2 protein-coding genes are annotated in these 1,562 nt (G+C 64.7%); one reads left to right on the top strand and one right to left on the bottom strand.

Annotated features, from left to right (window positions below):
* The coding region (locus tag DMB66_RS59690; protein ID WP_148112964.1) for a transposase at nt 1-444 on the top strand (444 nt) is incomplete at its 5' end.
* Nucleotides 445-475: 31 nt separating this feature from the next.
* On the opposite strand, the gene DMB66_RS62215 is transcribed toward DMB66_RS59690, so the two are convergent.
* Nucleotides 476-1,562, bottom strand: a 1,087-nt coding sequence (locus tag DMB66_RS62215; RefSeq protein ID WP_158647743.1) for an Ig-like domain-containing protein, incomplete at its 5' end; no start/stop codon positions are given.

The raw sequence follows: 1,562 nt of genomic DNA, 5'->3' as shown, positions 1-1,562 counted from the left end.
CGACGCACCGTGCACGGCGCGGTCAACCTGCTCACCGGCACCGTGCATCACCACGTCAGCGTCAAGAACGTCTCCGTGGTGTTCTGCTACTTCCTGCAGCAACTCCTCGACGCCTACCCGCAAGCCCCGGCCATCGCCGTGATCTGCGACAACGGCAGCACCCACCACTCCAAAATCACCCAACGCTGGCTCGCCGCGCATCCCCGCATCCAGATCATCGAAGGCGCGAAATACAGCCCTCAGGACAACCCGGTCGAACGGATCTGGGCCACGATGAAACAACACATCGCGAACACCGCAACCGCCACGATCAGCGACCGGATCCAACAAGCCCACACATTCTTCCAGCACCGCACCGAAACCCAGAACCTGGCCACCGCAGCACCCTGGACCTCGCCCTGGCTACCCCAGGGTTACGGGAAGGAGTTCTGGCCAGGGGCTTAGGCCAGGCGGCCTGTGCGGCCCAGCCGGACGATCAGCGGTGCCAGGTCCGCGTCGTCGTCGTGGTCGCGTTGCCCGCCTTGTCGTAGGCGCGCAGCTTGACCGTGAACTTCTTGCCGTACTTCTTGGTGTTGATCGTGAACGTGTAGGCCGCCGTGCTGTCCGACGCGATCACCTTGCCGTTGATCAGCAGTTGGACCTTGGCGATCCGGTTCTTGTCGCTCGCCGCCGCCTGCACCTTGACGGTGCTCTTGACCTTGGCCCCGTTCTTCGGGCCCTTGGTCACCGTCAGCTTCGGCTTTGTGTTGTCGACAACGACCGTCTGGTAGACGTACTTGCTCTGGTACCAGTAGTCCGTGACCCACCACTTCAGGGTCAGCTTGCCGTCCTTGCCCAGCTTGAACCTGCCGGTGTACGGCGAGGTGAAATCGGTGGGGGTGTACCCGCTGACCGGGGTCGCGTAATCGACTCCGGAGATGTCCGAGAGCCGCAGGCTGGCCGCGACGCTGGTGCCCCGGACGAGAGTCCCGTTGGCAGGGGCGGCGGACGCCACCTTCGGTGGGTCGGCGTCGACCGTAAGCGGGAAGTTCTCCGTGGAGGCGTAGCCGTTCACATCCCAGGCCCGGATCTCGAGCATGGTGGTCCGGCTCCTGCCGCCGAAGTCGTACGTGAAGCCGGTCTTGCTGGTTGAACGCAGCGCACCGTCGATCCACCACTCGACTCGGTCCACACCGGACCGATCAGAGATCCACGAGCTTAGATAAAACTTGCCGGCGTGAACCACATTCGGTACGTCCCAGGAGAACGAGACGTCCGGGCCGACGTTGTCGACCGCGTAGTAGCGGTGGTAGGTGGTCACGTTACCGGCGCGATCGGTGACCTGAAGGGTGAGCCCGCCTCGGAGCGCTGCCTTGGTGGTGTCCCAGGCCAACTCCCACGGCGCGGCTGTCACCCGGCTGACCTTCTCACCGCCCCGGCTGATGGCGATCTCGGCGACGTCGTCGGACAGGGCCGTACCAGTAATCTTGGTGATGCCGTGCACGACGGTGTTGGCCGCCGGCGAGAAGGACGCCTCCGGCGCGATGAATTCGGTGCCCGTTCGCGCCGTCCTCCCTCCCGGG

This window comes from Actinoplanes sp. ATCC 53533 (assembly GCF_003947245.1).
Note: the sequence above shows the minus strand (reverse complement) of the source record. Positions and strands in the feature narration are given on the sequence as shown.